At 68.5% G+C, this 24,320-nt stretch carries 33 protein-coding genes; 27 read left to right on the top strand and 6 right to left on the bottom strand.

Annotated features, from left to right (window positions below; translation table 11 throughout):
- The first annotated feature begins 67 nt into the window (after positions 1-67).
- The 20 genes from rplN to truA all read left to right on the top strand — a co-directional run bounded on the left by rplN (position 68) and on the right by truA (position 12,025).
- Positions 68-436 (top strand): 50S ribosomal protein L14, encoded by a 369-nt coding sequence (gene rplN, locus BJ965_RS15360; RefSeq protein WP_003992364.1) that lies wholly within the window; start codon positions 68-70, stop codon positions 434-436.
- A gap of 2 nt (positions 437-438) precedes the next feature.
- Positions 439-762, top strand: a complete 324-nt coding sequence (gene rplX / locus BJ965_RS15355; RefSeq protein ID WP_003992365.1) for a 50S ribosomal protein L24 — start codon at positions 439-441, stop codon at positions 760-762.
- Positions 762-1,319 (top strand): 50S ribosomal protein L5, encoded by a 558-nt coding sequence (gene rplE / locus BJ965_RS15350; protein WP_030839657.1) that lies wholly within the window; start codon positions 762-764, stop codon positions 1,317-1,319. Before rplX ends, rplE begins: the two co-directional genes overlap by 1 nt.
- Positions 1,320-1,324: 5 nt before the next feature.
- Positions 1,325-1,510, top strand: coding sequence for a type Z 30S ribosomal protein S14 (locus BJ965_RS15345; RefSeq protein ID WP_003948630.1), 186 nt, complete (start codon positions 1,325-1,327; stop codon positions 1,508-1,510).
- A 213-nt stretch (positions 1,511-1,723) separates the two neighbouring features.
- Entirely contained in the window at positions 1,724-2,122 is a 399-nt protein-coding gene (gene rpsH, locus BJ965_RS15340; protein ID WP_030839654.1) for a 30S ribosomal protein S8, read from the top strand.
- A 24-nt stretch (positions 2,123-2,146) separates the two neighbouring features.
- Positions 2,147-2,686: a 50S ribosomal protein L6 gene (rplF, locus tag BJ965_RS15335; RefSeq protein ID WP_030839651.1), complete on the top strand. Its 540-nt coding sequence runs from the start codon at positions 2,147-2,149 to the stop codon at positions 2,684-2,686.
- Positions 2,687-2,689: 3 nt separating this feature from the next.
- On the top strand, positions 2,690-3,073 hold the full coding sequence (rplR, locus tag BJ965_RS15330; RefSeq protein WP_007494754.1) for a 50S ribosomal protein L18: 384 nt from the start codon (positions 2,690-2,692) through the stop codon (positions 3,071-3,073).
- 41 nt (positions 3,074-3,114) lie between these two features.
- Positions 3,115-3,723 (top strand): 30S ribosomal protein S5, encoded by a 609-nt coding sequence (rpsE, locus tag BJ965_RS15325; RefSeq protein ID WP_030671799.1) that lies wholly within the window; start codon positions 3,115-3,117, stop codon positions 3,721-3,723.
- The gene (rpmD, locus tag BJ965_RS15320) at positions 3,723-3,905 is read left to right on the top strand and encodes a 50S ribosomal protein L30 (protein ID WP_005481207.1); all 183 of its coding nucleotides are present in this window, start codon (positions 3,723-3,725) and stop codon (positions 3,903-3,905) included. The genes rpsE and rpmD overlap by 1 nt, the downstream gene beginning before the upstream one ends.
- Positions 3,906-3,907: 2 nt before the next feature.
- Positions 3,908-4,363 (top strand): 50S ribosomal protein L15, encoded by a 456-nt coding sequence (rplO, locus tag BJ965_RS15315; protein WP_030839644.1) that lies wholly within the window; start codon positions 3,908-3,910, stop codon positions 4,361-4,363.
- 235 nt (positions 4,364-4,598) lie between these two features.
- A complete protein-coding gene (gene secY, locus BJ965_RS15310) occupies positions 4,599-5,912 on the top strand; it encodes a preprotein translocase subunit SecY (RefSeq protein ID WP_031105226.1) in 1,314 nt (437 codons plus the stop codon).
- Complete coding sequence (locus BJ965_RS15305) at positions 5,912-6,574, top strand: adenylate kinase (RefSeq protein WP_184909145.1); 663 nt, start codon at positions 5,912-5,914, stop codon at positions 6,572-6,574. Before secY ends, BJ965_RS15305 begins: the two co-directional genes overlap by 1 nt.
- Before the next feature lie 132 nt (positions 6,575-6,706).
- Positions 6,707-7,543: a type I methionyl aminopeptidase gene (gene map / locus BJ965_RS15300; RefSeq protein ID WP_184909144.1), complete on the top strand. Its 837-nt coding sequence runs from the start codon at positions 6,707-6,709 to the stop codon at positions 7,541-7,543.
- 242 nt (positions 7,544-7,785) lie between these two features.
- Positions 7,786-8,007, top strand: coding sequence for a translation initiation factor IF-1 (gene infA / locus BJ965_RS15295; RefSeq protein ID WP_003948620.1), 222 nt, complete (start codon positions 7,786-7,788; stop codon positions 8,005-8,007).
- Positions 8,008-8,063: 56 nt separating this feature from the next.
- Complete coding sequence (gene rpmJ, locus BJ965_RS15290) at positions 8,064-8,177, top strand: 50S ribosomal protein L36 (protein ID WP_003974245.1); 114 nt, start codon at positions 8,064-8,066, stop codon at positions 8,175-8,177.
- Between the two features lie 187 nt (positions 8,178-8,364).
- On the top strand, positions 8,365-8,745 hold the full coding sequence (gene rpsM / locus BJ965_RS15285; RefSeq protein ID WP_003974244.1) for a 30S ribosomal protein S13: 381 nt from the start codon (positions 8,365-8,367) through the stop codon (positions 8,743-8,745).
- A gap of 64 nt (positions 8,746-8,809) precedes the next feature.
- Entirely contained in the window at positions 8,810-9,214 is a 405-nt protein-coding gene (gene rpsK / locus BJ965_RS15280) for a 30S ribosomal protein S11 (RefSeq protein WP_003956432.1), read from the top strand.
- A 124-nt stretch (positions 9,215-9,338) separates the two neighbouring features.
- The gene (locus tag BJ965_RS15275) at positions 9,339-10,361 is read left to right on the top strand and encodes a DNA-directed RNA polymerase subunit alpha (RefSeq protein WP_003966937.1); all 1,023 of its coding nucleotides are present in this window, start codon (positions 9,339-9,341) and stop codon (positions 10,359-10,361) included.
- A 177-nt stretch (positions 10,362-10,538) separates the two neighbouring features.
- Positions 10,539-11,024, top strand: a complete 486-nt coding sequence (gene rplQ, locus BJ965_RS15270; RefSeq protein WP_031105230.1) for a 50S ribosomal protein L17 — start codon at positions 10,539-10,541, stop codon at positions 11,022-11,024.
- A gap of 146 nt (positions 11,025-11,170) precedes the next feature.
- Positions 11,171-12,025, top strand: coding sequence for a tRNA pseudouridine(38-40) synthase TruA (truA, locus tag BJ965_RS15265; RefSeq protein WP_184909143.1), 855 nt, complete (start codon positions 11,171-11,173; stop codon positions 12,023-12,025).
- Positions 12,026-12,032: 7 nt separating this feature from the next.
- Here truA and BJ965_RS15260 read toward each other — a convergent pair whose 3' ends face one another.
- On the bottom strand, positions 12,033-12,902 hold the full coding sequence (locus tag BJ965_RS15260) for a hypothetical protein (RefSeq protein ID WP_184909142.1): 870 nt from the start codon (positions 12,900-12,902) through the stop codon (positions 12,033-12,035).
- A gap of 74 nt (positions 12,903-12,976) precedes the next feature.
- On the opposite strand from BJ965_RS15260, the gene BJ965_RS15255 reads away from it, so the two are divergent.
- From BJ965_RS15255 to glmM, 4 genes are all read left to right on the top strand, one after another.
- Positions 12,977-13,288, top strand: coding sequence for a hypothetical protein (locus BJ965_RS15255; protein WP_184909141.1), 312 nt, complete (start codon positions 12,977-12,979; stop codon positions 13,286-13,288).
- Positions 13,289-13,505: 217 nt separating this feature from the next.
- Positions 13,506-13,949, top strand: coding sequence for a 50S ribosomal protein L13 (gene rplM, locus BJ965_RS15250; RefSeq protein WP_010036634.1), 444 nt, complete (start codon positions 13,506-13,508; stop codon positions 13,947-13,949).
- 41 nt (positions 13,950-13,990) lie between these two features.
- Positions 13,991-14,503, top strand: a complete 513-nt coding sequence (gene rpsI, locus BJ965_RS15245) for a 30S ribosomal protein S9 (protein ID WP_030854572.1) — start codon at positions 13,991-13,993, stop codon at positions 14,501-14,503.
- A 167-nt stretch (positions 14,504-14,670) separates the two neighbouring features.
- Positions 14,671-16,029 carry a phosphoglucosamine mutase gene (glmM, locus tag BJ965_RS15240; protein WP_184909140.1) on the top strand — a complete coding sequence of 453 codons (1,359 nt, stop codon included), beginning with the start codon at positions 14,671-14,673 and terminating at the stop codon, positions 16,027-16,029.
- A 108-nt stretch (positions 16,030-16,137) separates the two neighbouring features.
- Here glmM and BJ965_RS15235 read toward each other — a convergent pair whose 3' ends face one another.
- Both BJ965_RS15235 and coaA read right to left on the bottom strand, forming a co-directional pair.
- Positions 16,138-17,067: a DUF389 domain-containing protein gene (locus BJ965_RS15235; RefSeq protein WP_184917185.1), complete on the bottom strand. Its 930-nt coding sequence runs from the start codon at positions 17,065-17,067 to the stop codon at positions 16,138-16,140.
- Between the two features lie 31 nt (positions 17,068-17,098).
- Positions 17,099-18,088, bottom strand: a complete 990-nt coding sequence (coaA, locus tag BJ965_RS15230) for a type I pantothenate kinase (protein ID WP_184909139.1) — start codon at positions 18,086-18,088, stop codon at positions 17,099-17,101.
- Positions 18,089-18,276: 188 nt separating this feature from the next.
- Here coaA and glmS point away from each other — a divergent pair, with 188 nt between their 5' ends.
- A complete protein-coding gene (glmS, locus tag BJ965_RS15225) occupies positions 18,277-20,124 on the top strand; it encodes a glutamine--fructose-6-phosphate transaminase (isomerizing) (protein ID WP_184909138.1) in 1,848 nt (615 codons plus the stop codon).
- A gap of 83 nt (positions 20,125-20,207) precedes the next feature.
- On the opposite strand, the gene BJ965_RS15220 is transcribed toward glmS, so the two are convergent.
- The gene (locus BJ965_RS15220) at positions 20,208-20,567 is read right to left on the bottom strand and encodes a hypothetical protein (protein WP_030854585.1); all 360 of its coding nucleotides are present in this window, start codon (positions 20,565-20,567) and stop codon (positions 20,208-20,210) included.
- 155 nt (positions 20,568-20,722) lie between these two features.
- Here BJ965_RS15220 and BJ965_RS15215 point away from each other — a divergent pair, with 155 nt between their 5' ends.
- The gene (locus BJ965_RS15215; protein ID WP_030854589.1) at positions 20,723-21,094 is read left to right on the top strand and encodes a holo-ACP synthase; all 372 of its coding nucleotides are present in this window, start codon (positions 20,723-20,725) and stop codon (positions 21,092-21,094) included.
- A gap of 34 nt (positions 21,095-21,128) precedes the next feature.
- Here BJ965_RS15215 and BJ965_RS15210 read toward each other — a convergent pair whose 3' ends face one another.
- On the bottom strand, positions 21,129-21,401 hold the full coding sequence (locus BJ965_RS15210) for a hypothetical protein (protein ID WP_184909137.1): 273 nt from the start codon (positions 21,399-21,401) through the stop codon (positions 21,129-21,131).
- A gap of 133 nt (positions 21,402-21,534) precedes the next feature.
- Complete coding sequence (locus BJ965_RS15205; RefSeq protein WP_184909136.1) at positions 21,535-22,689, bottom strand: right-handed parallel beta-helix repeat-containing protein; 1,155 nt, start codon at positions 22,687-22,689, stop codon at positions 21,535-21,537.
- 165 nt (positions 22,690-22,854) lie between these two features.
- Here BJ965_RS15205 and BJ965_RS15200 point away from each other — a divergent pair, with 165 nt between their 5' ends.
- On the top strand, positions 22,855-24,285 hold the full coding sequence (locus BJ965_RS15200) for an NAD(P)H-hydrate dehydratase (protein ID WP_184909135.1): 1,431 nt from the start codon (positions 22,855-22,857) through the stop codon (positions 24,283-24,285).
- The last annotated feature ends 35 nt before the right edge of the window (positions 24,286-24,320 follow it).

Below are 24,320 nucleotides of genomic sequence, written 5' to 3'. Positions count from 1 at the left end.
AGGCTCGGGGCGGGTGTGCGAGTTTCGCAGCCCGCCCCGGGAACCGGCAGACAATCAGGAGATAGACGTGATCCAGCAGGAGTCGCGACTGCGTGTCGCCGACAACACTGGTGCGAAGGAGATCCTTTGCATCCGTGTGCTCGGCGGCTCCGGTCGCCGCTACGCGGGTATCGGTGACGTCATCGTCGCCACCGTCAAGGACGCGATCCCCGGCGGCAACGTGAAGAAGGGTGACGTCATCAAGGCGGTCATCGTTCGCACCGTCAAGGAGCGCCGCCGTCCGGACGGCTCGTACATCCGCTTCGACGAGAACGCCGCCGTCATTCTCAAGAACGACGGCGACCCTCGTGGCACCCGTATCTTCGGCCCGGTCGGCCGGGAGCTGCGCGAGAAGAAGTTCATGAAGATCATCTCCCTCGCGCCGGAGGTGCTGTGAGCATGAAGATCAAGAAGGGCGACCTGGTTCAGGTCATCACCGGTAAGGACAAGGGCAAGCAGGGCAAGGTCATCGCGGCCTTCCCCCGCGAGGACCGCGTCCTGGTCGAGGGTGTCAACCGGGTCAAGAAGCACACCAAGGCCGGTCCGACGGCTCGCGGTTCGCAGGCCGGCGGCATCGTCACCACCGAGGCGCCGATCCACGTCTCCAACGTCCAGCTGGTCGTGGAGAAGGACGGCAACAAGGTCGTGACCCGCGTCGGTTACCGCTTCGACGACGAAGGCAACAAGATCCGCGTTGCCAAGCGGACGGGTGAGGACATCTGATGACGACCACCACCAGCCCGCGTCTGAAGCAGAAGTACCGTGAGGAGATCACGGGCAAGCTGCGTGACGAGTTCAAGTACGAGAACGTCATGCAGATCCCCGGTCTCGTCAAGATCGTGGTCAACATGGGTGTGGGCGACGCCGCCCGCGACTCCAAGCTGATCGAGGGCGCCATCCGCGACCTCACCACGATCACCGGTCAGAAGCCGGCCGTCACCAAGGCCCGCAAGTCCATCGCGCAGTTCAAGCTGCGTGAGGGCCAGCCGATCGGTGCCCACGTCACGCTTCGTGGCGACCGCATGTGGGAGTTCCTGGACCGCACCCTGTCGCTCGCGCTGCCGCGCATCCGCGACTTCCGCGGCCTGTCCCCCAAGCAGTTCGACGGCCGTGGCAACTACACCTTCGGTCTCACGGAGCAGGTCATGTTCCACGAGATCGACCAGGACAAGATCGACCGCACCCGGGGTATGGACATCACCGTGGTGACCACGGCGACCAACGACGCTGAGGGCCGTGCGCTCCTTCGTCACCTCGGCTTCCCCTTCAAGGAGGCGTGAGCGAGATGGCGAAGAAGGCTCTGATCGCTAAGGCTGCTCGCAAGCCCAAGTTCGGTGTGCGTGGCTACACCCGCTGCCAGCGCTGCGGCCGCCCGCACTCCGTGTACCGCAAGTTCGGCCTGTGCCGCGTGTGCCTTCGTGAGATGGCTCACCGTGGCGAGCTGCCGGGCGTGACCAAGAGCTCCTGGTAATCCCCCAAATAGGGGATTTGCAGGGCTCTCGGTAAGCATCTGGGGCGGCAGGACGCCCAGCCCACATGCCTTAGGCTTGTGGGGTTGGGCGTCTGCCGCCGCCCTTACGACTTACTACGCCGTAGGTCCACCGCGCCGCACCCGTCCCGTCTCGGATCGGGGAGAGGGATGGCGCACCAGGAAACCCCGGCGAGAGAGGCCACAGGCCAATTCATGACCATGACTGATCCGATCGCAGACATGCTGACGCGTCTGCGGAACGCGAACTCGGCGTACCACGACTCCGTGACGATGCCGGCGTCCAAGATCAAGTCGCACATCGCGGAGATCCTCCAGCAGGAGGGCTTCATCACGGGCTGGAAGGTCGAGGACGCCGAGGTCGGCAAGAACCTCGTCCTGGAGCTGAAGTTCGGCCCCAACCGTGAGCGCTCCATCGCGGGCATCAAGCGGATCTCCAAGCCCGGTCTCCGGGTGTACGCGAAGTCCACCAACCTGCCGAAGGTTCTGGGCGGCCTGGGCGTGGCCATCATCTCCACGTCGCACGGGCTCCTGACCGACAAGCAGGCGCAGAAGAAGGGCGTGGGTGGGGAAGTCCTCGCCTACGTCTGGTAACTCGGGAACGGAGGAGAGACAGCAATGTCGCGTATCGGCAAGCTCCCCATCCCGGTTCCCGCCGGCGTGGACGTCACCATCGACGGCCGTACGGTCGCGGTCAAGGGCCCCAAGGGCGAACTGACCCACACCGTCATCGCGCCGATCGACATCGCCAAGGCCGAGGACGGCACCCTTCAGGTGCTGCGGCCCAACGACGAGCGGCAGAGCAAGGCCCTGCACGGCCTGTCCCGCACGCTGGTGGCGAACATGATCACCGGTGTGACCACGGGATACGTCAAGAAGCTCGAAATCAGCGGTGTCGGTTACCGTGTCGTGGCCAAGGGCTCCAACCTGGAGTTCTCCCTGGGCTACAGCCACCCGATCCTGGTCGAGGCCCCTGAGGGCATCACCTTCAAGGTGGAGTCCCCGACCCGTTTCTCGGTCGAGGGCATCGACAAGCAGAAGGTCGGCGAGGTTGCGGCCAACATCCGCAAGCTGCGCAAGCCCGACCCGTACAAGGCCAAGGGCGTCAAGTACGAGGGCGAAGTCATCCGCCGCAAGGTCGGAAAGGCGGGTAAGTAAGCCATGGCATACGGACAGAAGATCCTTAAGGGCGACGCCTACAAGCGCGCCGCGATCAAGCGCCGCCACATCCGGATCCGTAAGCACATCAACGGTACGGCGGAGCGTCCGCGTCTGGTCGTTACCCGCTCGAACCGCCACATCGTGGCCCAGGTGATCGACGACATCAAGGGTCACACCCTGGCGTCGGCGTCCACCCTGGACACGTCGATCCGCGGTGGCGAGGGCGACAAGTCCGCGCAGGCCAAGCAGGTCGGCGCCCTGGTCGCCGAGCGCGCCAAGGCCGCCGGTGTCGAGGCCGTCGTGTTCGACCGTGGTGGTAACCAGTACGCGGGGCGCATCGCCGCCCTGGCGGACGCCGCCCGCGAGGCCGGACTCAAGTTCTGAGTCGGTTCCGTAGCTAGCGGAAACAGAGAGAGGTAATTCCAATGGCTGGACCCCAGCGCCGCGGTGGCGGTGCCGGTGGCGGCGAGCGGCGGGACCGGAAGGGCCGTGACGGCGGCGCTGCTGCCGCCGAGAAGACCGCGTACGTTGAGCGCGTCGTCGCGATCAACCGCGTCGCCAAGGTTGTGAAGGGTGGTCGTCGCTTCAGCTTCACCGCGCTGGTCGTGGTGGGCGACGGTGACGGCACCGTGGGTGTCGGATACGGCAAGGCCAAGGAGGTGCCGGCCGCCATCGCCAAGGGCGTTGAGGAGGCCAAGAAGCACTTCTTCAAGGTCCCCCGCATCCAGGGCACCATCCCGCACCCGATCACGGGTGAGAAGGCTGCCGGCGTCGTGCTGCTCAAGCCCGCGTCCCCCGGTACCGGTGTTATCGCCGGTGGCCCGGTGCGTGCCGTGCTCGAGTGCGCCGGTATCCACGACGTGCTGTCGAAGTCGCTCGGTTCGTCGAACGCGATCAACATCGTGCACGCGACCGTGGAGGCCCTGAAGGGCCTGCAGCGTCCCGAGGAGATCGCGGCCCGCCGTGGTCTGCCGCTCGAGGACGTCGCTCCCGCGGCTCTGCTGCGTGCGCGTGCCGGGGCTGGTGCTGCGTAATGGCTCAGCTCAAGATCACGCAGACGAAGTCGTACATCGGCAGCAAGCAGAACCACCGTGACACCCTGCGCTCCCTTGGTCTCAAGGGCATCAACACGCAGGTCGTCAAGGAGGATCGTCCCGAGTTCCGCGGCATGGTGCACACCGTCCGCCACCTCGTGACGGTCGAGGAGGTCGACTGATCATGGCGGAGCAGAACCCGCTCAAGATCCACAACCTCCGTCCCGCCCCGGGCGCCAAGACCGCCAAGACCCGTGTGGGTCGTGGTGAGGCGTCGAAGGGTAAGACGGCCGGTCGTGGTACCAAGGGCACGAAGGCCCGTTACCAGGTTCCGGAGCGCTTCGAGGGTGGCCAGATGCCCCTCCACATGCGTCTCCCGAAGCTGAAGGGCTTCAAGAACCCGTTCAAGACCGAGTTCCAGGTCGTGAACCTCGACAAGCTGGCCGCGCTCTACCCCGAGGGTGGCGAGGTCACCGTCGAGGGTCTGGTGGCCAAGGGGGCCGTTCGCAAGAACAGCCTCGTCAAGGTCCTCGGCCAGGGCGAGATCTCCGTGGCGCTGCAGGTGACGGTCGACGCCGTCTCCGGCTCCGCCAAGGAGAAGATCACCGCCGCCGGCGGTTCTGTCACCGAGCTCGTCTGAACACCACAGGCGTCTCGATGACCTGAGCGATCCCGACCGGGGATACCCCACAAATGGGGTATCCCCGGTTGGTCGTTCCTAGGGCGGCAGTCTCGCCGGTAAGGTGGCTTGCACTGCCCTCTTTTCACAGGGTGCTTCACTTCGGGCACTCTGAGCGGCAGTTGACCGTTACCTATTCGTCGAACCTCAAGACCGTCACCCTTGACGCAGTTGCGCGGGGGTCGCAGGAGGCACCGTGCTCACCGCGTTCGCCCGGGCGTTCAAGACGCCCGACCTGCGCAAGAAGCTGCTCTTCACGCTCGCCATCATCGTGGTCTATCGGGTCGGTACACATATCCCGATCCCTGGTGTCGATTACCGGAACGTCCAGACCTGTATCGACAACGCCCAGGCCAACCAGGGTCTCTTCGGTCTGGTCAACATGTTCAGTGGCGGCGCGCTGCTGCAGATCACGATCTTCGCGCTGGGCATCATGCCGTACATCACGGCGAGCATCATTCTGCAGCTGCTGACCGTGGTGATCCCGCGTCTGGAAGCCCTGAAGAAGGAGGGCCAGGCCGGTACGGCGAAGATCACGCAGTACACCCGTTACCTGACGATCGCCCTCGCGATTCTCCAGGGCACCGGTCTCGTCGCCACCGCCCGTAGCGGCGCTCTGTTCACCGGCTGCCCGGTGGCCAGCCAGATCGTCCCCGACCAGTCGATCTTCGTCACCATCACCATGGTCATCACGATGACCGCCGGTACGGCCGCCGTGATGTGGCTCGGTGAGCTCATCACCGACCGCGGCATCGGCAACGGCATGTCGATCCTGATGTTCATCTCGATCGCCGCCACCTTCCCGTCCGCTCTGTGGGCCATCAAGAAGCAGGGCTCCCTGGCCGGCGGCTGGATCGAGTTCGGCACGGTCATCCTGGTCGGCCTCGTCATGGTCGGCCTGGTGGTCTTCGTCGAGCAGGCCCAGCGCCGTATCCCGGTCCAGTACGCCAAGCGCATGATCGGCCGTCGTTCCTACGGCGGTACGTCCACCTACATCCCGCTCAAGGTGAACCAGGCGGGTGTGATCCCCGTCATCTTCGCTTCTTCGCTGCTCTACATCCCGGCGCTGATCGCTCAGTTCGCCGGAGGCAAGTCGGAGTGGAAGACCTGGATCGAGCAACACTTCGTCAAGGGCGACCACCCGTACTACATCATTTCGTACTTCCTGCTGATCGTTTTCTTCGCGTTCTTCTATGTGGCGATCTCCTTCAACCCCGAAGAAGTCGCCGACAACATGAAGAAGTATGGTGGCTTCATCCCGGGCATCCGGGCTGGCCGACCGACCGCTGAGTACCTGAGCTACGTACTCAACCGGATCACCTGGCCGGGTTCGCTGTATCTGGGTCTGATCGCTCTCGTACCGACGATGGCGTTGGTTGGTTTCGGGGCAAACCAGAACTTCCCGTTCGGCGGGACCAGCATCCTGATCATCGTGGGTGTGGGTCTCGAGACCGTGAAGCAGATCGAAAGCCAGCTCCAGCAGCGCAATTACGAAGGGTTCCTCCGCTGATGCGTATCGTCCTCGTCGGGCCGCCGGGCGCCGGTAAGGGAACGCAGGCCGCGTTCCTGGCCAAGAACCTGTCGATCCCGCACATCTCCACGGGCGACCTGTTCCGGGCCAACATCAGCCGGCAGACGGAACTCGGCAAACTGGCGAAGTCCTACATGGACGCGGGCAACCTCGTGCCCGACGAGGTCACCATCGCGATGGCGAAGGACCGCATGGAGCAGCCGGACGCCGAGAACGGTTTCCTGCTGGACGGCTTCCCTCGCAATGTCTCGCAGGCCGAGGCGCTCGACGAGCTGCTCGAGACCGAGAGCATGCAGCTCGACGCGGTGCTGGACCTGGAGGTCCCCGAGGACGAGGTGGTCAAGCGCATCGCCGGCCGCCGCATCTGCCGCAACGACTCCTCGCACGTCTTCCACGTGACGTACAAGCAGCCGGCCAAGGAAGGCGTCTGCGACGTCTGCGGCGGCGAGCTGTACCAGCGGGACGACGACTCCGAGGAGACGGTCCGTACGCGGCTGGAGGTCTACCACACCCAGACCGAGCCGATCATCGACTACTACAAGGCCCAGGGCCTGGTGGTCACGATCTCCGCGCTCGGCAAGGTGGAGGACGTCACGACGCGCGCCATGGAGGCGCTGAAGCGTGGCGAGGACGACAAGTAGTCGTCCGTGCACAGCTACGGCCGCGGTTCCCCTCGGGGGACCGCGGCTGCTGTGTGGGCGGGGTCCGGCGCGCGGCCCCGTATCGTTGAAGGCGTTCGTCGTCCCCGAAGGTCCAGAAAGGCCGTAGCTCCCATGGTGCAGATCAAGAGCCCCGAGCAGATCGCCAAGATGCGTGAGGCGGGGCTGGTCGTCGCGGCCATCCACGCGGCGACCGGTGAGGCCGCGGTGCCCGGGGCGACGACGAGGGATCTGGACCAAGTGGCCCGCAAGGTCCTCGCCGAGCACAACGCCAAGCCGAACTTCCTCGGCTACGGCGGCTTCCCGGCGACGATCTGCACGTCCGTGAACGAGGTCGTCGTCCACGGCATCCCGTCCGACGACGTCGTCCTCAAGGACGGCGACGTCATCTCCATCGACTGCGGCGCGATCATCGACGGCTGGCATGGCGACGCGGCCTTCACGGCCTTCGTGGGCTCCGGCCACTCCCCGGAGCTGATCGAGCTCTCCCGGGTGACCGAGGAGTCGATGTGGGCCGGCATCGCCGCCATGAAGCAGGGCAACCGCCTGGTCGACGTCTCCCGGGCCATCGAGACGTACATCCGCCGCCAGCCCAAGCCCGGCGGCGGCAAGTACGGGATCATCGAGGACTACGGCGGCCACGGCATCGGCACCGAGATGCACATGGACCCGCACCTGCTGAACTACGTCGACCGGCGGCGTGGCAAGGGCCCGAAGCTGGTGCCCGGCTTCTGCCTCGCGATCGAGCCGATGGTGTCCCTGGGGACGCCGAAGACGGAGGTCCTCCAGGACGACTGGACCGTCATCACGACGGACGGTACGTGGTCATCGCACTGGGAGCACTCTGTCGCTCTGACGGAGGAGGGGCCGCTCGTGCTGACGGCTCCCGACGGGGGCAAGGCGAAGCTCGCCGAGCTGGGGATCGTTGCTGCTCCGGATCCGTTGGGCTGAGCGCCGACGCCCTCCGGGGCGCGCGGTCACGCCGGGGGGCGGCTGCGGGCGCGTTGTGGCTTGTCGCGCAGTTCCCCGCGCCCCTTGGGCGCGCGCTTAAAGCTGTTCGTGCCGGGGCAGACTCTCTCGATTCGTGTTTCCGAGGGCCCTGACGTAGACTGACTCGTCGGCTCTTGTGTACCCGCATGTCTGCATGCGGCTCGCACGGAGTCGATCAAGGTAGTCGATTCGAAGGGCGAAGCGTGGCCAAGAAGCAAGGTGCCATCGAGATCGAGGGCACTGTCGTCGAGTCTCTTCCGAACGCCATGTTCAAGGTCGAGCTCCAGAACGGCCACCAGGTCCTGGCACACATCAGCGGCAAGATGCGCATGCACTACATCCGCATCCTCCCTGACGACCGGGTCGTGGTGGAGCTGTCTCCGTACGACCTGACGCGTGGCCGGATCGTCTACCGCTACAAGTAGATCTTGCCTGCGCCCCGGCTTCCGGGGTGGTGGCACTGACCCGGAGAACCTCACCCATGAAGGTCAAGCCGAGCGTCAAGAAGATCTGCGACAAGTGCAGGGTGATCCGCCGTCACGGTCGGGTCATGGTCATCTGCGACAACCCGCGCCACAAGCAGCGCCAGGGCTGACGCACGACCGATCCCTCTGCATTCCTCGCAGGGATTCGCGCGACGCAAGCTGAATATGTTCATACGCAGGACCCAGACCTCCGGGTCTGATACCCCCGGTCGGAGGCCGGGGACCCAGTTCGTACCTGGTACGGCGACTGGGAGTCGGTTCTGTGGAAGACCTCCGTCAAGCAACTGGAGCCATTGAATGGCACGCGTTTCCGGTGTTGACATCCCGCGCGAAAAGCGCGTGGAGATCGCCCTCACCTACGTGTTCGGCATCGGCCGGACCCTCTCGCAGCAGACGCTGGCCGCCACCGGCGTCGACCCGAACACCCGCGTTCGCGACCTCTCCGAGGAGCAGCTCGTCGCGATCCGCGAGTACGTCGACAACAACATCAAGACCGAGGGTGACCTCCGTCGCGAGGTTCAGGCCGACATCCGCCGCAAGGTCGAGATCGGTACCTACCAGGGTCTGCGTCACCGTCGCGGCCTGCCCGTCCGCGGTCAGCGCACCAGCACGAACGCGCGTACCCGCAAGGGCCCGCGTCGCGCCATCGCCGGTAAGAAGAAGCCGGGCAAGAAGTAGTCCTCAGCGGACGCTTATCAGCGGTCTTCGCTGTAGGACCGACCACCTCCCGTAGGAGTTATAGATGCCCCCCAAGGGTCGTCAGGGCGCTGCCAAGAAGGTGCGCCGCAAGGAAAAGAAGAACGTCGCTCACGGCCACGCGCACATCAAGAGCACGTTCAACAACACGATCGTCTCGATCACGGACCCCTCGGGCAACGTGATCTCCTGGGCCTCCGCCGGCCACGTCGGCTTCAAGGGCTCGCGCAAGTCGACCCCCTTCGCCGCGCAGATGGCCGCCGAGTCGGCCGCCCGCCGCGCGCAGGAGCACGGCATGCGCAAGGTGGACGTGTTCGTCAAGGGTCCCGGCTCGGGCCGTGAGACCGCGATCCGCTCCCTCCAGGCCACCGGCCTCGAGGTCGGTTCGATCCAGGACGTCACGCCGACCCCGCACAACGGCTGCCGTCCGCCCAAGCGCCGTCGCGTCTGACGCACGACCGTTTGGTCTGAGGTTTCCGGGCGGTACGGCTCTCGCAAAGGGCTGTGCCGCCCGTACCCTTGCAGTACTAGTCGGGCATCAAATAGTGGGTGCCCATGACTGAAGGAATCGCAACATGCTGATCGCTCAGCGTCCCTCGTTGACCGAAGAGGTCGTCGACGAATTCCGCTCCCGGTTCGTGATCGAGCCGCTGGAGCCGGGCTTCGGTTACACCCTCGGCAACTCCCTGCGCCGGACCCTCCTCTCCTCGATCCCGGGTGCGGCGGTCACGTCCATCCGCATCGACGGCGTGCTGCACGAGTTCACCACCGTGCCGGGCGTCAAGGAGGACGTCACCGACCTGATCCTCAACATCAAGCAGCTGGTCGTCTCCTCGGAGCACGACGAGCCGGTCGTGATGTACCTGCGCAAGCAGGGCCCGGGTCTGGTCACCGCCGCCGACATCGCGCCCCCGGCCGGTGTCGAGGTGCACAACCCGGACCTGGTCCTCGCCACGCTCAACGGCAAGGGCAAGCTGGAGATGGAGCTCACGGTCGAGCGTGGCCGCGGTTACGTCTCCGCCGTGCAGAACAAGCAGGTCGGTCAGGAGATCGGGCGCATCCCGGTCGACTCGATCTACTCGCCGGTTCTCAAGGTCACCTACAAGGTCGAGGCCACGCGTGTCGAGCAGCGGACCGACTTCGACAAGCTGATCGTCGACGTCGAGACCAAGCAGGCCATGCGCCCGCGTGACGCCATGGCGTCCGCCGGCAAGACCCTGGTCGAGCTGTTCGGTCTCGCCCGCGAGCTGAACATCGACGCCGAGGGCATCGACATGGGCCCGTCCCCCACGGATGCCGCCCTGGCCGCCGATCTGGCGCTGCCGATCGAGGAGCTGGAGCTCACCGTTCGGTCGTACAACTGCCTCAAGCGCGAGGGCATCCACTCCGTGGGTGAGCTCGTCGCGCGTTCCGAGGCCGACCTGCTCGACATCCGCAACTTCGGTGCGAAGTCGATCGACGAGGTCAAGGCGAAGCTGGCGGGCATGGGCCTCGCGCTCAAGGACTCGCCTCCCGGGTTCGACCCGACCGCTGCCGCCGACGCCTTCGGTGCGGACGACGACGCGGACGCCGGGTTCGTGGAGACCGAGCAGTACTGAGAGCTCGGGCCTTCCGGTCCGTACTCGGGTGCGGATGCGCTGTGCTTGATCGCGCAGTTCCCCGCGCCCCTTCCAGGCCCCCTGCGGGGGGCCTGGATCTCCGACGGGCAAACCCGCTCGCTCGGATACTGACCCCGGTACCTGATACGGCCGGGGCAGACACCTAGGAGAAGTTCCATGCCGAAGCCCACCAAGGGTGCCCGTATGGGCGGCAGCGCCGCGCACGAGAAGCTGCTCCTCGCGAACCTCGCGAAGGCGCTCTTCGAGCACGGCCGCATCACCACCACCGAGGCGAAGGCGCGCAAGCTGCGTCCGTACGCCGAGCGTCTGGTCACCAAGGCGAAGAAGGGCGACCTTCACAACCGCCGTCAGGTGCTCCAGGTCATCACGGACAAGAGCATCGTGCACACGCTCTTCACCGAGATCGGCCCGCGCTACGAGAACCGTCCGGGTGGCTACACCCGCATCACCAAGATCGGTAACCGCCGTGGCGACAACGCGCCCATGGCTGTCATCGAGCTGGTCGAGGCGCTGACGGTGGCGCAGGAGGCGACCGGCGAGGCCGAGGCCGCGACCAAGCGCGCCGCGAAGGACAACGAGGCTGCCGAGGCTCAGGTCGACACGACCAAGGCCGAGGACGCCGAGGAGTCCAAGGACGCGTAAGCGTCTGCCGGGGGCTGTGCGTCGGCGGCTGCGGCATCGTCGTGGTTGTTCGCGCAGTTCTCCGCGCGCCTCAAGGGCGTTGTTGGCGGGTCCGTTCCCTCTTGGAGGGGGCGGGCCCGCCTTCGTGTGGGTGAGAGGATCCTGGGGTGAGTGACGAAGTGGAGACCGGGCACGTCCGGGTCCGGCTCGATCTGTCGTACGACGGGAGCGAGTTCTCCGGGTGGGCCAAGCAGGCCGGGGGACGGCGGACCGTGCAGGGGGAGATCGAGGACGCCCTGCGGACCGTGACGCGGTCGCGGGAGACGTACGAGCTGACCGTCGCGGGGCGTACCGACGCCGGTGTGCACGCGCGGGGGCAGGTCGCCCATGTCGATCTGCCGCGCGAGGTGTGGGCCGAGCACCACCAGAAGCTGCTCAAGCGGCTCGCGGGCCGGCTGCCCCGGGACGTACGCGTCTGGGCCCTCAGGGAGGCGCCCAGCGGCTTCAACGCCCGCTTCTCGGCGGTCTGGAGGCGCTACGCGTACCGGGTGACCGACAACCCCGGGGGGGTGGACCCGCTGCTGCGCAGTCATGTGCTGTGGCACGACTGGCCCCTCGACGTGGCGGCCATGAACGAGGCCGCCCGGGGGCTGCTGGGCGAACACGACTTCGCCGCCTACTGCAAGAAGCGGGAGGGGGCGACCACCATCCGCACGCTCCAGGAACTCAGCCTGGTGCGGGGTGAGGACGGGATCATCACCGCCACCGTGCGGGCCGACGCCTTCTGCCACAACATGGTGCGCTCGCTCATCGGGGCGCTGCTGTTCGTCGGGGACGGCCACCGGCCCGCCGACTGGCCGGGGAAGGTGCTGGCGGCGGGGGTGCGGGACTCGGCCGTGCACGTCGTACGGCCGCACGGGCTGACGCTGGAGGAGGTCGGCTACCCGGCCGACGAACTGCTCGCCGCGCGCAGCAAGGAGGCGCGGAACAAGCGGTCGTTGCCGTCGGCCGGCTGCTGCTGACGTCCGGTCACTCGTCGGCCGCGGCCGAGGCCTGGGCTTCGCCGCGGCGGCGGATCTGGTTGAACGTGAACTGGCCCAGGTCGTCCCCGGTCTTGTAGACCGCGGTGTCCTTGGGTGTCACGTCCTTGCCGTTGGTGAAGCCGGCGTTGGTGAAGTAGGCGTAGCGGCCGTAGGAGTTGCTCGTCGTGCGGCAGAAGCCGGACTCGCAGAAGGGCTTGACGCCACCGCCGGAGAGCGACTTGATGAAGCTCTTCTTGGTGCTCTGGCCCTTGGCCTTGGCGGCCTGGGCCTCGGTGTCGAAGACGGCCACGCCGACCGTCACCGCCATGTCGTCCTTGACGTAGGTCACGCGTATCAGGCGGGTGCAGTCGTTCCCGGTGAGGATCTTGGGGAGGGTGCCGCCGGCCGCCGAGCCGCAGCTCCTGGTGTCGGCCGTGGGGCCCTTCTTGTAGACCGTCTCGCCCATGGTGAGCTGGGTGCCCGGGAAGAGGGTGGCCGGGCTGAGCGGGGCCTTGTCCTTCTTCGCGCTGGCGATGAAGTCCTTCGGGTCCAGAGGGGGAGGGGCGCTCGTGGGGGCGAACGACGGGGCCGAGGCGGTCTGGCTCGGGATGTCGGCCGACGGCAGGGAGGTCGGGTTCCCCTTGTTGTCGCCGCCCGCCGAGACGACGGCCACGGCGACGGCGGTGCCGATCGCGACCGTGGCCAGCGCGCCACCGCCGATCAGCAGCACCCGGCGTCGCTTGTTGCGGGCCTCGGACGCTTCAGCGAGCGCCGCCCAGTCCGGCCCCTGGCCGCCCCCGCTGTTCCAGGGCTGCTGCGACTGCGGTTTCCAGGGATCCCACTGGGACTGAGGTCCCCCCTGCTGCCCATAGCTCATGGGCCGCATCTTAGACGGGACAAGGGGTGTGCTGGTCCGCCCGGATCGGCCCTCAAACCCCTAGCGTTCCTTCCATGCGCACGGGCAAAGCTGACATCTCCGGGTGGTTGGGGCGACTGCTGACGGCCGTGCTCCTGCTGGGGTGCCTGCTGTCGTGGCCGGGCCTCACGGCCGGGGTGTGGCCGTCGGTCGTGGTGGGGGTGCTGGGGGCGTCCCGTCGTCCGCGCGGTGGTGGATCCTCGGTGCGCTGGTGTGCCGCGGTCGCCGTCGACGTGGCGCTCTCGTCGGTGTTTCCGTTCGCGAGGCCGGTGCGGCGCCGGACGCTGCGCAGGGTCGTCACGCTCTGTGCCGTCCTGTACGCCTCGGTGACCGGACGGCTGCGGTGATACCGCGTTTTGACCCTTGTGGTGTACCCCGGTATTCTGCTTGTTCGTTGTGTATTGGCTTGCTCATTCTCACGGGACGGGCCCTTACACCGGTCCACCGGGCCGATGACCAGCGACCCCACGTACGCGGTATGCGTCGCCGCAGTGCGGTCCAGGCTGTCGTGATCGTTTCGGTGACCAGTTATGGACCATTCACTCGAAGCGAAGGCTACGAACCGTGCGTACGTACAGCCCCAAGCCCGGCGATGTGACGCGCCAGTGGCACGTCATCGACGCCCAGGACGTTGTCCTGGGTCGTCTCGCCACCACTGCCGCGACGCTCCTCCGGGGCAAGCACAAGCCGATCTACGCCCCCCACGTCGACGCTGGTGACTTCGTCATCATCATCAACGCGGACAAGGTGCACCTGTCCGGCAACAAGCGGACCCAGAAGATGGCGTACCGCCACTCCGGCTACCCGGGTGGTCTGCGCTCCGTCCGTTACGACGAGCTCCTCGACAAGAACCCCGAGAAGGCCATCGAGAAGGCCGTCAAGGGCATGCTCCCCAAGAACACGCTGGGCCGTCAGATGCTCTCGAAGCTGAAGGTCTACAAGGGTGACCAGCACCCGCACGGCGCGCAGCAGCCGCAGCCGTACGAGATCACCCAGGTCGCGCAGTAAGTCCGGCCGCCCCCAAGACTGAACAGAATCTGAGGAGAATCGTGGCCGAGACCACTGCCGAGCAGCCGCTCGAAGAGCTTGACATCGACAGCTACACCACCGAGTCCGAGGTCCCCGTCGAGGGTGAGTACACCTCGGAGTCCATGGCCTCCCGCTTCGGTGAGCCCCAGCCGGCCGCCGGCCTGGGCCGTCGTAAGAACGCCATCGCCCGCGTCCGGATCGTCCCGGGCACCGGCAAGTGGAAGATCAACGGTCGCACCCTCGAGGACTACTTCCCGAACAAGGTGCACCAGCAGGAAGTCAACGAGCCCTTCAAGGTGCTCGAGCTCGACGACCGTTACGACGTTGTCGCCCGCATCTCCGGTGGCGGCGTCTCCGGCCAGGCCGGTGCGCTCCGTCTCGGTGTCGCCCGTGCGCTGAACGAGGCCGACGTCGACAACAACCGCGGCCCGCTGAAGAAGGCCGGCTTCCTCAAGCGCGACGACCGTGCGGTCGAGCGCAAGAAGGCCGGTCTCAAGAAGGCCCGCAAGGCTCCGCAGTACAGCAAGCGCTAATCGCGACGCCCGGTCCTTGCGACTGGCTTCGCAACGATCGCCTCGGCGGCACGGTTGTGCTGCCGGGGCGGTTTCGTTTACACAACCCCTACAGCCCCCGGACAGTCTCAGGGGGCGTACTCGGGGATGTGAGCCGCATTCTCTTCAGCAATTCGGAGGACACCACTGTGGGACGACTCTTCGGCACGGACGGCGTGCGCGGTGTCGCCAACGCGGATCTGACGGCGGAGATGGCCCTGGGCCTCTCCGTGGCCGCGGCACACGTACTGGCCGAGGCGGGCACGTTCGAGGGACACCGGCCGAAGGCCGTGGTCGGGCGTGACCCCCGTGCGTCCGGGGAGTTCCTGGAGGCGGCCGTGGTCGCGGGCCTCGCCAGCGCCGGAGTGGACGTCCTGCGGGTCGGCGTGCTGCCGACGCCCGCCGTGGCCCACCTGACCGGGGAGCTCGGCGCCGACCTCGGTGTGATGCTCTCCGCGAGTCACAACGCCATGCCCGACAACGGCGTCAAGTTCTTCGCCCGCGGTGGGCACAAGCTCGCCGACGAGCTGGAGGACCGGATCGAGTCCGTCTACGAGGAGCACCGCACCGGCGCCCCGTGGGACCGGCCGACCGGGTCCGGGGTGGGTCGCGTCCGCGACTACGACGAGGGCTCCGACCGGTACGTCGCGCATCTGCTGAGCGTCCTGCCGAACCGGCTCGACGGGCTGAAGGTCGTCCTCGACGAGGCGCACGGCGCCGCCGCCCGGGTGTCGCCGGAGGTGTTCCAGCGGGCCGGTGCCGAGGTCGTGACGATCGGTGCCGAGCCGGACGGGCTCAACATCAACGACGGGTGCGGTTCGACGCACCTGGACAAGATCAAGGCCGCCGTCGTCGAGCACGGGGCCGATCTCGGCATCGCGCACGACGGTGACGCCGACCGGTGCCTCGCCGTCGACCACACCGGCACGGAGGTGGACGGGGACCAGATCCTCGCCGTGCTCGCGCTGGCGATGCGGGAGCGGTCCGAGCTGCGGTCCGACACGGTCGTGGCCACGGTGATGTCCAACCTCGGGTTCAAGCTCGCCATGGAGCGGGAGGGCATCCGGCTGGTGCAGACCGCCGTGGGTGACCGGTACGTGCTGGAGGAGATGAAGGAGCACGGGTTCGCCCTCGGGGGAGAGCAGTCCGGGCACGTCATCATCCTCGACCACGCGACGACCGGCGACGGGACGCTGACCGGGATGCTGCTGGCGGCGCGGGTGGCGCAGAGCGGGCGCACGCTGGCGGATCTCGCCGGTGTCATGAAGCGGCTGCCGCAGGTGCTGATCAATGTGCCGGATGTCGACAGGACGCGCGTGCGGACGTCCGCGGAGCTGTCGGCGGCGGTCTCGGACGCGGAGCGGGAACTCGGGGAGACCGGGCGGGTGCTGCTCCGTCCGTCCGGGACCGAGCCGTTGGTCCGGGTGATGGTCGAGGCGGCCGATATCGAGCAGGCTCGGTCTGTTGCGGGGCGGTTGGCCGATGCGGTGAAGTCGGCGCTCGGTTAGTGAACCGGGAAGGGCGCTGGGGGCTTCTGTCGGGGCCGGGCTGCGGGTTCGTCGTGGCTTGTCGCGCAGTTCCCCGCGCCCCTTGGGGCATTGGTCCCCAGGCCCCTTCTAGATGCGTCGGCGTTGTTTCGCCCAGAACCACTTCTGCGTCAGCAGCGTCAGCGTGCCCGCCACGATGATGCCCAGCAGGTTCAGCAGGAGTTGCTCGGTGGAGCCCCAGGTCTGCTTCGTGTCGCCGTAGCTCAGGGCCACGGCCGCGTTCGCCGCCGCCGGGATCGTGGTGACCGAGATGGCCACACCGACCAGGGCGCCCGACTTGGCCGAGGTCAGGGAGAGGGTGCCGGCGATGCCGGCCAGGACCGCCACGACGAAGGAGAACCAGTCCGGGGCGTAGATGAAGCCCGTATTGGGGCGGTCGGCCCTGAGCTGGTGCTCGCTGAACAGGTCGACGGCGTCCATGAAGAGGCTGAAGCCGACCGTCACCGCCATCGCCGCCACGAAGCCCACCAGCAGTGCGATCAGCGAGCGAAGGGCCAGGCGAGGTCGGCGCCGGACGATGGCGGTGCAGATGCCGGTGAGGGGACCGAACTCGGGGCCCACCGCCATGGCGCCCACGATCAGGATCGCGTTGTCCAGCACCACACCGCAGGCGGCGATCATCGTGGCGAGCGTGATGAAGGCGAGGTAGGTGACGGAGAGGGTCGACTCCTCGTGCGTCGCCTCGGTCAGCTGCTCCCACAGGACCGCGTCCGCGCCCTCGCCCGGTGCGTCGGCCTCCGCCTTGTCGGCCCGCTCCGACAGGGACAGGTCTATGGACTCGACGGCGATGGAGCCGGTGGTGTCGATGCCCAGGTCCCGCAGCCCGGCGAGCAGTTCGTCGCCAGCCTCCCGCGCCACGTCGCACATGACGACATCGCCCCCCGGGTCGCGGGCGACGCCCGGCAGTACGACCAGGTGGGTGGTGCCGACCGTCTTCTCGATCAGCCGGACCACCTCGTCGGTCCGGTCGGGCGGTGTGATCAGACGCAGATGGAGCATGGCGCCCATCTAACCCGCCTTTCCACCGGTGTCACAGCTTGCGCAGGCTGAGGCGCTGCACCTTGTGGTCCGGGCCCTTGCGCAGGACGAGGGTGGCGCGGCCGCGGGTCGGGGCGATGTTCTCGACCAGGTTGGGCCGGTTGATCGTGCGCCACATGGTGCGGGCGTAGTCGAGGGCCTCCTCCTCCGAGACCTGGGTGTACTTGCGGAAGTACGAGGAGGGGTTCTGGAAGGCGGTCGCGCGCAGCTTGCGGAAGCGGTTGAGGTACCAGGTCTCGACGTCCTCGACGCGGGCGTCGACGTACACGCTGAAGTCGAAGTAGTCGGCGAGACCGACCCGGGTGCGGCCGTCCTTGCCGGGCAGGGCCGGCTGCAGGACGTTCAGTCCCTCGACGATCAGGATGTCCGGACGGCGGACCGTGAGCCGCTTGTCGGGGACGATGTCGTAGATGAGGTGGGAGTAGACGGGCGCGGTGACCTCGTCCTTGCCGGCCTTGATGTCGGCGACGAAGCGGGTCAGGGCGCGGCGGTCGTAGGACTCCGGGAAGCCCTTGCGGGACATCAGGCCGCGGGCCTTGAGCTCCTGGGTGGGGAGCAGGAAGCCGTCGGTGGTGACCAGCTCGACGCGCGGGTGCTCGGGCCAGCGGGAGAGCAGGGCCTGGAGGAGGCGGGCGACCGTCGACTTCCCCACGGCGACCGAACCGGCCACCCCTATGACGAACGGGGTGCCCGACTGGGAGCCCTTCTCGCCCAGGAACGTGTTCAGCGCCCCTCTGAGGCCGTCGGTGGCACCGACGTACAGATTGAGCAGGCGGGACAGCGGGAGATAGATGTCCCGCACCTCGTCGAGGTCGATCACGTCGCCGAGACCGCGCAGCTTCTCGACCTCCTCGGCCGTGAGCGGCAGCGGCGTCTTGTCACGCAGCGCGCTCCACTCGGCTCGGGTGAGGTCGAGGTAGGGAGTCGCCTCCGGGCGGGGCCGGTGGGCGCTCCGGGGTATCGAGGAGACCGGAGAGATCACAGTCCATTGTTACGGGCGTACGAACGGATGGTGAGGTGGGATCCGTCACGCGGGTTCTTTCAGCGCGGCCGTAGGGGAAAACCGGCCAAGCACCTCGTGTGCTCCGGGGTTCGTACCCCGGCGGGAATTTCCGATTTCGGGCACGCTGCGGCCGGTTCGGCGCGGGAATCGACCCTAAGCTGCCGCCCATGTGTGGAATCGTGGGATACGTGGGGCCGCAGTCCGCGCTCGAGGTCGTGATGGCCGGGCTGAAACGGCTGGAGTACCGGGGGTACGACTCGGCGGGTGTCGCCGTCCTGGCCGACGGCGGGCTGGCGACGGCCAAGAAGGCCGGGAAGCTGCTCAACCTGGAGAAGGAGCTGGACGGCAGACCGCTGCCGGCCGGCGCGACGGGCATCGGGCACACCCGGTGGGCCACGCACGGCGGACCGACGGACACCAACGCCCACCCGCACATCGACAACGCGGGCCGGGTCGCGGTGGTGCACAACGGCATCATCGAGAACTTCGCCCTGCTGCGCGCCGAGCTCGCGGAGCGCGGCCACGACCTGGCCTCCGAGACGGACACCGAGGTCGTCGCCCATCTGCTCGCCGAGGAGTTCTCCTCCTGCGCGGATCTCGCCGAGGCGATGCGGCTGGTGTGCCGGCGGCTGGAGGGCGCGTTCACGCTGGTCGCGGTGCATGCCGACGAGCCGGACGTGGTGGTGGGCGCGCGGCGGAACTCGCCGCTGGTGGTCGGTGTCGGGGACGGCGAGGCCTTTCTCGCCTCGGACGTCGCCGCGTTCATCGCCCACACGCGCTCGGCGATCGAGCTCGGCCAGGACCAGGTGGTGGAGCTGCGCCGGGACGGCGTGACGGTGACGGGCTTCGACGGCAGCCCGGCCGACGTACGGTCCTACCACGTCGACTGGGACGCCTCGGCGGCCGAGAAGGGCGGCTACGACTACTTCATGCTCAAGGAGATCGCCGAGCAGCCCAAGGCGGTCGCCGACACGCTCCTGGGCCGGATCGACGGTTCCGGTTCGCTGACGCTCGACGAGGTGCGGATCCCCCCAGGGGTGCTGCGGGAGATCGACAAGGTCGTCATCGTCGCCTGCGGTACGGCCTTCCACGCCGGGATGATCGCCAAGTACGCGATCGAGCACTGGACGCGGCTGCCCTGCGAGGTGGAGCTGGCCAGCGAGTTCCGCTACCGGGACCCGATCCTGGACGCGCAGACGCTCGTCATCGCCATCTCCCAGTCCGGCGAGACCATGGACACGCTGATGGCGCTGCGGCACGCCCGTGAGCAGGGCTCCAAGGTGCTGGCGATCTGCAACACCAACGGATCCACGATTCCCCGCGAGTCGGACGCGGTGCTGTACACGCACGCCGGGCCGGAGGTGGCCGTCGCCTCGACCAAGGCGTTCCTGACGCAGCTCGTGGCGTGCTACCTGGTCGCCCTGTACCTGGGCCAGGTGCGCGGCACGAAGTGGGGCGACGAGATCCGGGCGGTGATCCGCGACCTGTCGTCGATCGCCGGTGCGGTGGATCAGGTGCTGGGCACGATGGAGCCGGTGCGGGAGCTGGCGCGCACGCTGGCCTCGAAGAAGACGGTGCTGTTCCTCGGCCGGCACGTGGGGTATCCGGTGGCGCTCGAAGGCGCGCTGAAGCTCAAGGAACTCGCCTACATGCACGCGGAGGGGTTCGCGGCCGGGGAGCTGAAGCACGGGCCGATCGCCCTGATCGAGGAGGACCTGCCGGTGGTCGTGGTGGTGCCGTCGCCGCGCGGGCGATCGGTGCTGCACGACAAGATCGTGTCCAACATCCAGGAGATCCGGGCCAGGGGTGCGCGGACGATCGTCATCGCCGAGGAGGGTGACGAGGCGGTCGTGCCGTACGCGGACCATCTGGTCCGGATCCCCGCCACGCCGACCCTGCTGCAGCCGCTCGTCGCGACGGTGCCGCTCCAGGTGTTCGCGTGTGAACTGGCGACGGCCCGGGGCAACGAGGTGGACCAGCCCCGGAACCTGGCCAAGTCGGTGACGGTGGAGTGAGCGGGAAGCCGGGGTGAGCGGAAGGGGCGAACGGCCGGATGGCGCCTTCGCCCCTTCCTTCAGCCGGTCAGGCCGTCAGCTGCTCAGATGGGCAGGCAGGTCGCGGGGACCCATCCCTCCACGCTGGTGCTGTTGGGGCCGCCGAAGTACCACTTGTTGCTCGTCTTGCCGCAGGCCGTGTAGCTGCCGCCGGTGACGGGCTTGCTGCCGCCGAAGCAGATGCCGCCCTTCTGGCCCTTGCCCCAGGTGCCGAGAGCGGTCGAGCTCGTCTTGGGCTGGCTGCGGAGGTTGACGGTCGCCTTCGGCTTCACGTTGGTCAGCGCGCTGCTGCAGTCGGGCTGCGTCGCCGCGGCGGCGGTGCCGGCGGTGGCGACGGTGCCGGTGAGGGCCGTGGCGAGGAGAGCTATGGCACTGGCCGCGGTCCCCAGCGACGTGAACTTCATGGACGGTGTCCTCCCGTTTGGTGCGATGCCGTTTGCACATCGCGGTCAGCGCGAACTCTATAGCGGCGAGGGAGAGTTGAGGATCATGGGGTCGACCGGCCGGTGCCCGGGAGCCGTTCGCGCCGGATCCGGCCCGCCACCGTAGGGTGCTGCCCATGAGCATCATCGGGGTCGGCATCGACGTTGCCGAGATCGAGCGGTTCGCGGCTTCACTGGAGCGCACGCCCGCGTTGGCCGCGCGGCTGTTCGTGGAGCGGGAGCTGCTGCTGCCCAGCGGGGAGCGGCGGGGCGTCGCCTCCCTCGCCGCGCGGTTCGCGGCCAAGGAGGCGCTGGCCAAGGCGCTCGGCGCTCCGCCCGGGCTGCTCTGGACCGACGCCGAGGTGTGTGTCGAGGGCAGCGGGCGGCCCTGGCTGCGGGTGAGCGGGACGGTGGCCGCCCGGGCCGCCGAACTCGGCGTGCGGTCCTGGCACGTGTCCCTGAGCCATGACGCGGGGGTGGCCTCCGCCGTGGTGATCGCGGAGGGGTGAGGCGGCGTGTGAGCAACCCGGCGGGTCAGTACATCTAGGCCAGGGACCAGATCAGCGTGATCGTGCCGATGAGGCCGATCGCGCCCAGGGTCGTGCCGGCCGCCGCCGGCCACAGCCGGCCCGTGCCCTTGCGGGCGTAGTGGAGGCCCATCGTCCCGAACGTCACCGCGAGGGCTCCGGCCAGCACCGTCCACGGGATCAGGAACGCCCAGGTGCCCGCCGCCGAGAAGGCGCCGAGGATCAGGGCCGTCGGGCCGAGGGCGGTGGCGGGGCTGTCTGTCTCGCCGGGCGCTGTCGAGCTGGTCATGTCTCGTCGATCCCCCTTTTGAACGAGTTCAAAACGTGGCTCGATCATACGCCCGGGGTGTCGTCCGCGAGCGGGGACCCCCGAAGTCCCCGCCGGACGTGGCGGCGGGGGCTTCGGAGCATGGGGGTCCCGGTCAGCAGATCGACTGGCTGCTGTTCACCCGCGTGATGTTGCGGAACGTGGTGTTCTCGCCGCACGGGCTCTCCCTGATGGCCGAGTTGGTGACCGTCAGGTTCTGGATGGTGATGTCCTTGTTGTTGGGGAACTCCGAGCGGGCCGCCAGGCGCAGTTCGCCGCCGCCCGTGATGGTGCCGCTCTGCGCCGCGAGGCTGACGTTGTAGCAGTTCTCGATCAGGACCGAGTTGTTGCCGGTGTTGGACAGCGTCACCTTGTCGATGACGGCCCCGCCGCTCTCCGAGACGCAGAACACGCCGCGTCCGCCACCGCGTGCGACGACCTCGCCGACGCGGATGTTGGTGGGGTAGCCGCTGCCGACCCGGCCGTTGCGGTTGGCCATGCGGAAGGCGGCGTAGCCGGTGCCCGTGCCGGCGTTCTCCGCGTCCACCTTGGTGACCTTGGCGTTGATGGTCTGGTTGAGCAGCAGGCCCGACTCGCCGACGTTACGGGCCGTCACCGTGCCGATGGTGATGCCGTCGACGCCGTAGGTCTCGACCGCGTGGCTGGACGCGCCGGAGACGTAGACGTTGTCGATGCGGACGTTGCGCGTCCACTGGCTGGTGTCGCCGCGGTTGTCGATGCGGACGCCCAGCCCGCGGGAGAGGCGCATGTCGATCTGGCCGAGCACCACGTTCTGGACGTTGCGCAGGAAGATGCCGTACAGCGGGGTGCCGGTGAGCTTGAGGTTCTGGATCTCGACGTCACGGGTGCCGCGCGAGTAGACCGGCGCCTGGTCGCCCGAGCCGCTGCCGGTCACGTTGATCGTGCCGCAGACGTCGAGGACGGTGTAGCTCGGCAGCGAGATGCGGGAGCCCGCCGAGACGGAACCCGAGCCGCGGACCACGACCCGTTCCTTGGCGCTGCGCCCGGAGGTGAGGCTGTTGACGGCGGCCTGGACGGCCGCGCGCATGTCGGTGCCGGTGTGGACGGTGCTGCCCCCGCGCCGGGCGGTCCAGCTGCCGCCGCTCTGCACGGCCTCGGCCTGGTAGGAGCCGTCTCCGCAGGCCAATGCGCGTGTGGGGGCGGCCGTGGCGGGGGCGGTCAGGGTGCCGGCGGCGGTGAGGAGGGCGGTGGCACCGGCGGCGGCCAGTAATGCGGCTCTGCGTCCCATGGGGGCCTCGGTTTCGTCGAACGAGGGGGAGTTGGCAAGCGCTTTCTGTGCGGCGGGAGTCTGGCAAAGGGGCGGCAAAGCGTCAATGGATGCGACAGGGTTCGCCGGTGCGGGGGATGCGTGTGAGGGGGAGTGGGGCGGCGGTCCTGCGGGAAACTCGACCGCATGCGTACTGCGTACAGCGTGGAGACGGTCCGGAACGCCGAACGGGAGCTGATGGCGCGGCTGCCGGAGGGGGCGCTGATGCAACGCGCCGCCGCCGGGCTCGCCGCGGCCTGCGCCGACCTGCTGGGGCGGGTGTACGGCAGCAGGGTCGTGCTGCTGGTCGGCAGTGGCGACAACGGGGGCGACGCCCTGTACGCCGGAGCCCGGCTGGCCCGCCGGGGAGCCGGGGTCACGGCGGTGCTGCTCGCGCCGGAGCGGGCGCACGCGGCGGGGCTCGCGGCGTTGCGGAGGGCCGGGGGACGGGTCGCGGGGGCCGCTGACGGGGAGGCGCTCGTCGAGGGCGCGGACCTCGTCGTCGACGGGATCGTCGGGATCGGGGGCAAGGGCGGGCTGCGGCCGGAGGCGGTGCCGTTGGCCGCAGCCGCCGGGCGCTCGCGCGGAGCCGTGGTCGCGGTCGATCTGCCGAGCGGTGTCGACGCCGACACCGGGGAGGTGCACGGGCATGCCGTGCGGGCCGATCTGACCGTGACGTTCGGGACGCACAAGCCGGGGCTCCTGATCGATCCCGCACGGGAGTACGCGGGGTCGGTGCGGCTGGTCGACATCGGGCTGGAGCTGCCGGCCGAGCCGGAGCTGGAGGCGTTGCAGCACGAGGACGTGGCGCGACTGCTGCCGGTGCCGGGGGCGGAGAGCGACAAGTACCGGCGGGGCGTGGTCGGGATCGCCGCTGGGTCGGCGCGGTACCCGGGGGCCGCCGTGCTCGCCGTCTCGGGCGCGCTGCGGGGCGGGGCAGGGGCCGTGCGGTACGTCGGACCGGCCGCGGACGCCGTCATCGCGCGGTTTCCCGAGACGCTCGTGTCGGATCAGGGGCCGAAGCACGCCGGGCGGGTCCAGGCGTGGGTCGTCGGGCCCGGGGCCGGGGACGACGCGGCGACGGTGGCGGAGGTGCTGGCGGCGGACGTGCCGGTGCTGATCGACGCGGACGGGCTGCGGCTGGCGGACGCGCAGGTCGTGCGGGGGCGGCGGGCGCCGACGCTGATGACGCCGCACGCGGGGGAGGCGGCGGCCCTGCTGGGGGTGGAGCGGGCGGAGGTCGAGGGCGGACGGCTGGTGGCGGTTCGGGAGCTGGCGCGGCGGTACGGGGCGACCGTGCTGCTGAAGGGGTCCACGACGCTGGTGGCCGACTCGGGGGGCGGGGCGGTGCGGGTGAATCCGACGGGGACGGGGTGGCTGGCCACGGCCGGGAGCGGGGACGTGCTGTCGGGGCTGGGCGGGTCGTTGCTGGCGGCGGGGTTGTCGGCGGTGGATGCGGCCGGTGCGGGGGCGTATCTGCACGGGCTGGCCGGGCGGCTGGCGGCGGACGGTGCGCCGGTGGGGGCGCATGACGTGGCGGATGCGGTTCCGGAGGCCTGGCGGAACGTTCTCGGCTGAGTGACGTGGGGTGTGTGCGAGTGGGTGGGGGTTGC

Origin of the sequence: Streptomyces luteogriseus, from assembly GCF_014205055.1 — a bacterium.
GTDB lineage: Bacteria > Actinomycetota > Actinomycetes > Streptomycetales > Streptomycetaceae > Streptomyces > Streptomyces luteogriseus.
The sequence above is the reverse complement of the archived record's forward strand: the minus strand, read 5'-3'. Positions and strand labels throughout refer to the sequence as shown.

Coding starts and splice junctions, on each gene's coding strand:
- rplX (WP_003992365.1), top strand. CDS start 439: ATGAAGATCAAGAAGGGCGACCTGGTTCAGGTCATCACCGGTAAGGAC.
- rplE (WP_030839657.1), top strand. CDS start 762: ATGACGACCACCACCAGCCCGCGTCTGAAGCAGAAGTACCGTGAGGAG.
- BJ965_RS15345 (WP_003948630.1), top strand. CDS start 1,325: ATGGCGAAGAAGGCTCTGATCGCTAAGGCTGCTCGCAAGCCCAAGTTC.
- rpsH (WP_030839654.1), top strand. CDS start 1,724: ATGACCATGACTGATCCGATCGCAGACATGCTGACGCGTCTGCGGAAC.
- rplF (WP_030839651.1), top strand. CDS start 2,147: ATGTCGCGTATCGGCAAGCTCCCCATCCCGGTTCCCGCCGGCGTGGAC.
- rplR (WP_007494754.1), top strand. CDS start 2,690: ATGGCATACGGACAGAAGATCCTTAAGGGCGACGCCTACAAGCGCGCC.
- rpsE (WP_030671799.1), top strand. CDS start 3,115: ATGGCTGGACCCCAGCGCCGCGGTGGCGGTGCCGGTGGCGGCGAGCGG.
- rpmD (WP_005481207.1), top strand. CDS start 3,723: ATGGCTCAGCTCAAGATCACGCAGACGAAGTCGTACATCGGCAGCAAG.
- rplO (WP_030839644.1), top strand. CDS start 3,908: ATGGCGGAGCAGAACCCGCTCAAGATCCACAACCTCCGTCCCGCCCCG.
- BJ965_RS15305 (WP_184909145.1), top strand. CDS start 5,912: ATGCGTATCGTCCTCGTCGGGCCGCCGGGCGCCGGTAAGGGAACGCAG.
- map (WP_184909144.1), top strand. CDS start 6,707: ATGGTGCAGATCAAGAGCCCCGAGCAGATCGCCAAGATGCGTGAGGCG.
- rpmJ (WP_003974245.1), top strand. CDS start 8,064: ATGAAGGTCAAGCCGAGCGTCAAGAAGATCTGCGACAAGTGCAGGGTG.
- rpsM (WP_003974244.1), top strand. CDS start 8,365: ATGGCACGCGTTTCCGGTGTTGACATCCCGCGCGAAAAGCGCGTGGAG.
- rpsK (WP_003956432.1), top strand. CDS start 8,810: ATGCCCCCCAAGGGTCGTCAGGGCGCTGCCAAGAAGGTGCGCCGCAAG.
- BJ965_RS15275 (WP_003966937.1), top strand. CDS start 9,339: ATGCTGATCGCTCAGCGTCCCTCGTTGACCGAAGAGGTCGTCGACGAA.
- rplQ (WP_031105230.1), top strand. CDS start 10,539: ATGCCGAAGCCCACCAAGGGTGCCCGTATGGGCGGCAGCGCCGCGCAC.
- BJ965_RS15260 (WP_184909142.1), bottom strand. CDS start 12,902: ATGAGCTATGGGCAGCAGGGGGGACCTCAGTCCCAGTGGGATCCCTGG.
- BJ965_RS15255 (WP_184909141.1), top strand. CDS start 12,977: ATGCGCACGGGCAAAGCTGACATCTCCGGGTGGTTGGGGCGACTGCTG.
- BJ965_RS15235 (WP_184917185.1), bottom strand. CDS start 17,067: ATGCTCCATCTGCGTCTGATCACACCGCCCGACCGGACCGACGAGGTG.
- glmS (WP_184909138.1), top strand. CDS start 18,277: ATGTGTGGAATCGTGGGATACGTGGGGCCGCAGTCCGCGCTCGAGGTC.
- BJ965_RS15220 (WP_030854585.1), bottom strand. CDS start 20,567: ATGAAGTTCACGTCGCTGGGGACCGCGGCCAGTGCCATAGCTCTCCTC.
- BJ965_RS15215 (WP_030854589.1), top strand. CDS start 20,723: ATGAGCATCATCGGGGTCGGCATCGACGTTGCCGAGATCGAGCGGTTC.
- BJ965_RS15210 (WP_184909137.1), bottom strand. CDS start 21,401: ATGACCAGCTCGACAGCGCCCGGCGAGACAGACAGCCCCGCCACCGCC.
- BJ965_RS15205 (WP_184909136.1), bottom strand. CDS start 22,689: ATGGGACGCAGAGCCGCATTACTGGCCGCCGCCGGTGCCACCGCCCTC.
- BJ965_RS15200 (WP_184909135.1), top strand. CDS start 22,855: ATGCGTACTGCGTACAGCGTGGAGACGGTCCGGAACGCCGAACGGGAG.